The 5,006-nt window shown below is 43.8% G+C and carries 4 protein-coding genes and 1 pseudogene; 3 read left to right on the forward strand and 2 right to left on the reverse strand.

Annotated features, from left to right (window positions below):
- Together CAG68_RS18440 and CAG68_RS18445 are read right to left on the reverse strand one after the other, a co-directional pair.
- Nucleotides 1-890: DUF58 domain-containing protein (locus tag CAG68_RS18440; RefSeq protein WP_161441484.1), on the reverse strand; the 890-nt coding region annotated here is incomplete at its 3' end.
- Between the two features lie 13 nt (nt 891-903).
- Nucleotides 904-1,860: an AAA family ATPase gene (locus CAG68_RS18445; protein WP_054578631.1), complete on the reverse strand. Its 957-nt coding sequence runs from the start codon at nt 1,858-1,860 to the stop codon at nt 904-906.
- A gap of 310 nt (nt 1,861-2,170) precedes the next feature.
- Here CAG68_RS18445 and CAG68_RS18450 point away from each other — a divergent pair, with 310 nt between their 5' ends.
- The 3 genes and pseudogenes from CAG68_RS18450 to CAG68_RS18460 form a co-directional block, all read left to right on the forward strand.
- Nucleotides 2,171-4,087 (forward strand): methyl-accepting chemotaxis protein, encoded by a 1,917-nt coding sequence (locus tag CAG68_RS18450; RefSeq protein WP_017821859.1) that lies wholly within the window; start codon nt 2,171-2,173, stop codon nt 4,085-4,087.
- Between the two features lie 56 nt (nt 4,088-4,143).
- Entirely contained in the window at nt 4,144-4,344 is a 201-nt protein-coding gene (locus CAG68_RS18455) for a restriction endonuclease subunit S (RefSeq protein WP_005375165.1), read from the forward strand.
- A gap of 246 nt (nt 4,345-4,590) precedes the next feature.
- Nucleotides 4,591-5,006 (forward strand): annotated as a pseudogene (locus CAG68_RS18460) (LuxR C-terminal-related transcriptional regulator); the annotation flags it as partial.

Raw genomic sequence — 5,006 nt, forward strand, 5'->3', positions numbered from 1 at the left:
AGCGTGTTAAATGGAATTGCTATCGAATGGCACTGCTGCTTAATGGTTTCTTGATGTTGGGTAAAGTGGCTTTCGAGTTCTCTTCGTTGTCCTTTAGAGCCAAAGTTAAACCATTGACTATGCAGCCCATCCGAAGCTTTCACTTGACCTCTAAAGTCTGTTTCGCCTCTTTCTAACGGATCATAAAACTGAACGGCCCTTACGCTATTGTGTTGTTTGAGTCGACGTAGTTGTGCCAGTTCCGTTGGTGTTACGTGGGCAAAGTCACTGAGCATAATCAATTCGCTGCCTTTTGGGGTGAGCGTATGAAGTGTCTCCAATACTTGTGTATAAGGCAGTGTACGAGTGTCGTTGCTTGCAGTACGAGTTACTTGCGCATTATGTATGTCGACTATGGCGTTAAGAATCCGCAGCCCTTGTCTTTGTAAAGAAGAGGGGCGAAATTCAAGACATTGATGTCCGTCATCAATCACTGCGCCGATGCGATCTTTTTTAGCTAGAGTTAGCCAAATTAGAACACTGGCAAAGTGGGCCAATTGAACGGATTTGAGTACATACTTAGATCCAAAATGTAGACTAGAACTTAGATCAAGATAAAGAATGACCGCTTGCTCTTTATCTTCTGCAAACAACTTTGTATGTGCTTTACCGGTCCTAGCGGTGACTCGCCAATCAATGCTGCGAATATCGTCGCCAGGTTGATATTGGCGTACCTCCATAAAATCCATACCTCGCCCTTTTTGGCGACTGGTATGGTTACCACTCATCTGCGACCAGAGACTCTGTGCTGGTGGTAACCAACGTACAGATTGAGTGCGATATTGGAGCAGCTCTTCAAGGGTTAATGTCACCCCATTCGCATGAGGTGGTAATGAATGTGTAGCGGACATATCACTCACCTGTTTATGCACTGCCAACAAGGTTTAGCAGTTTATCGATGACCTGGTTTGCCGTAATGCCTTCCGCTTGAGCGTGATAACTCAACAATAAACGGTGGCGCAGTACCGGATAAGCCATGGTTTGAACATCTTCCGGAGAGACAAAATCACGACCAGCAAGCCAGGCGTGCGCACGTGCACAGCGATCAAGAGCGATGGTGGCACGCGGACTCACACCCATTGACAACCACTTGTCCAACTCAGTGTCATATTCGTTGGCTTGACGTGTCGCCATAACTAAACGGACGATGTACTGCTCTATCGTTTCCGCCATATGAATATCCAACACTTCTTTACGTGCGGTGAATATATCGTGTTGGCTTAACATTGGGCGTTCAACCTTTGCTTCGCCTTTTGCTTCTCCGCGGTTAATACGCAAGATAGATAGCTCATGCTCCGCATCTGGGTATTCCACTTCTAAATGCAATAAAAAGCGGTCTAGCTGCGCTTCAGGAAGGGGGTAGGTCCCTTCTTGCTCTATCGGGTTTTGAGTTGCCATAACCAAAAACAACTCTGGCAGCGGGTAGGTATGACGACCTGCTGTGACTTGTTTCTCTGCCATTGCTTCAAGCATTGCCGCTTGTACTTTGGCTGGCGCACGGTTTATCTCATCCGCAAGAATAAGCGAGTTGAAGATAGGACCTGATTGGAAAGTGAATTCTCCGGTTTCGGGACGGAAGATATCGGTGCCGGTTAAATCGGCTGGCAGCAAATCAGGGGTGAACTGAATGCGGTGGAAGTCGCCTTCAACACAGTCTGAGAGTGATTTTACTGCACGGGTTTTTGCTAACCCAGGAGGGCCTTCAACTAAAATATGCCCATCCGCAAGAAGCGCAACAAGCAGTTGCTTTACCAGATCTTGCTGTCCGATGATCTGCGACTCTAAGTATTGCTGAAGAGTTTCGAAGTTAGATTTATGCATGCTTTGGACTCTCGGTATCCATGTGATTTTCGTGTTGAGTATTGGTCATTTTCCATGTGAAAAAAGTTCCAACGCTCTATTGCAATTTATCTTTTCAATATTGGGACGCTACAGAGAATTGCAAGTACGTGCTATCTCTGAAAGTGCTTATTTGACAGTGTGTTACATTTATTTTTCATAATATAATGAGAAATGCCTCTAGTTTTGTACATATGAGCCGATAAAGATTCCGTGGTGTGCGTGTCATGAGATATGCACCTGATTCCCCTTGTGGGGCCAATAACAAGTGATTCTTTTAAAAGGTCCGAATATGTTGAAACTTCATTCCTTGAGCATCAAACAGAAGGTTGTACTTGGCATTACGTTTGCTGTTCTAGCATCAACAATCATTGTTGGTGTTATGGCTCAGCGTCATGCGAGAGATGTATTGAGCCATCGTCTTATTGACATCGAGCTACCTGCGATGTTGCAGCAAATCAATACCGAAATTGACCGCGAAGTTGTCGAAATGCAACAAGCGGCAAAACAGCTGGCTACAAACGAATTTATTGTTGAAGCCCTATCTAATACAGACCGTGATCCGTCAGTAGAAGTTCAGTTGGTTCAGCAGCTCAATAACGTTAAATCACAGTATGGTCTTAATGATGCGTCGGTAGCGAATCGTCAAACGGCATATTACTGGAATCAAAACGGATTCTTACGTCAACTTAACCGAACGCAAGATGCTTGGTTCTTTGGATTTACGTCGTCTGGTCAAGAAACGTCCGTGAGTGTGTTCCAAGAGGCAAATGGCGAAGTGAAAATGTTTGCCAATTTCCAAGATCTTAATGGTACATCAATGTCAGGTCTCTCTAAATCTATGGGAGACATGGTTGCTTTGCTCAATGGGTTTAAAATTGAAGATACGGGTTACGTGTTCCTCACTAATGAACAAGGCCAGATTCAAATACACCGCCAACAAGGTAAGAACCAAACTTCTATCACTAAACTATTTGGTAGTGACGCAAGTGCGCTGTTGAACAAAAATAGCTTCAACCTAATTAATGTGGAGTTTGAAGGGCAGGATACTTTTGTTTCTAGTTTGTATGTTCCTTCAATGAACTGGTTTGTTATTGGCGTGGTTCCCGTTGATGAAGTATTCGCAGACCTTAATGCGACAGCTAAAAAAATGCTGTTTACGACCATCATTGTTGCCGTTGTATTCATCCTCATGGGCGTATGGTTGGCAAACAGCATTACGAAACCAATCCGACTGATTGCCGATCGTTTTACCGACCTTGGGCAAGGTGAAGGCGATTTGGCGCAGCGTATTGAAATTAAGGGTAATGATGAAATTGCTCAGCTTTCAAAAGGCTTTAATGGATTTATTGAGAAGATTCATGCCACGATGAAAGAGGTTGCTCTAACCAGTGGCTCATTAAGTCAAGCGGCAGAAAGTGTGTCAACGAAAGCAACATCCACACACGACAACAGCCAAGAGCAGCGTGATCAAACCATTCAAGTAGTTGCAGCTATCAACCAAATGGGTGCGACCATCAGTGAAATTGCATCGAACGCTGCTACCGCTGCTGATACGGCAAATCAGGCTTCAGATAACACTCAAACTGGTCGAGAAGTTGTGATGAAAGCAAAAGAGGTGATCAGCCGCCTAGCCGATGATGTTGAAACAACCAATATTGTTGTTACGCAGTTGGCGTCGACAACCAAAGATATTGGCTCGATTCTGGGTGTAATTCGTGACATCTCTGAGCAAACGAATTTACTTGCGCTAAACGCTGCAATTGAGGCTGCTCGTGCTGGTGAGCAGGGACGTGGTTTTGCGGTTGTTGCTGATGAGGTAAGAAACCTAGCTTCACGCACGGCTGATTCTACAGAAGAGATTCAGCGCATGATCAATCAGCTTCAAAGTGACGCACAAGACGCGGTAAGTGCTATGGAAGCGGGCAAAGCGGTCACCATAGAAGGGGTTACTTCTACCGATGAAGCAGTCGAGGTATTAATCAGTATTTCTGAACGAATCACCGACATCTCTGATCGTAATACACAAGTTGCAACGGCGACGGAAGAGCAATCCACGGTGGTGCATACCATTAATCAAAATATCGAAGAAATCAACGCGATAAATGAAATGACAACCGCGACAGCAGAAGAGTTGGCGGATGCAAGTCGCGATCTTCAAGCGCTCTCTTCTCGTTTAGACAAGATGGTTGGTAGCTTCAAGTTATAGAGTTGGATAGAATAGGCGAAGTTTAAAAGTTCAATCATTAATTTTAGGTAAGTACTATGAATGACTTCGAAAAAGAACTAGAGCAAATTTCTCAAGAAACCGCTCAGGAGCCAGAAGTAAAACTGCCGTCGCTAGAAGAGCAAAAAGCGATCGTCGCTGAGCTGAAAAAGCTGGAAGCGGAAGGTAAGCTGACGCCAGAAGTGTTAGAACAACACTTTGGTAAGTTTAACCAAAAAAACGCAGTTCCAATCCACTAAGTTAGGTGGTGTTTTGCCTCTAACGTGCGTGATTAAATCACCTGCTCAAACACAAAAAGGGAGTTTATACTCCCTTTTTTAATGTGTGAAAAATGCTAATACCTCTCACATACTTGCCACTTAAAAATTATTGACACTTCAATGAGTTATTAATTAGTACTAGTGATTTTCATACTTGACAATACTACCGCTCTATCTAAATCTATTGCGTATTTCAATAAAAACGACCAAGGGAATGCGATCAGGATGGAGCAGCAAAAAAAAAGAAACGTTATTTTAATCACGGAGGGAAGTCTACAGTCATCTCTGTTGAAAGATGTATTGGAGACCAAACTCGGTATTAGTGTTGCTCTAATCACGCCAGATAATCTGATTCACGGAGTGTTACATGAATCTCTTGCATCAGCCATTATTGTTGATTGCAGCGTGATCACGGATGAAATTTTTCGCCGTTATGCGGAGTTTAAAGCGGCCAAGCAGAAAGACACGCTTGAAATCTTAATTAATTGTGAGCAATCCATATCGACAGAAGATCTCTTTGCTTGGCGTACTTTGGCCGGTATTTTCTATACCTCTGATGATATAAAAACGTTGCAAGTTGGTATTGGTAAGGTGCTTCAAGGAGATATGTGGTTCAGCCGTAAGTTTTCTCAGCAGTACAT

Source organism: Vibrio sp. V42_P2S4T144 (genome assembly GCF_009904715.1).
Lineage (GTDB): Bacteria > Pseudomonadota > Gammaproteobacteria > Enterobacterales > Vibrionaceae > Vibrio > Vibrio alginolyticus.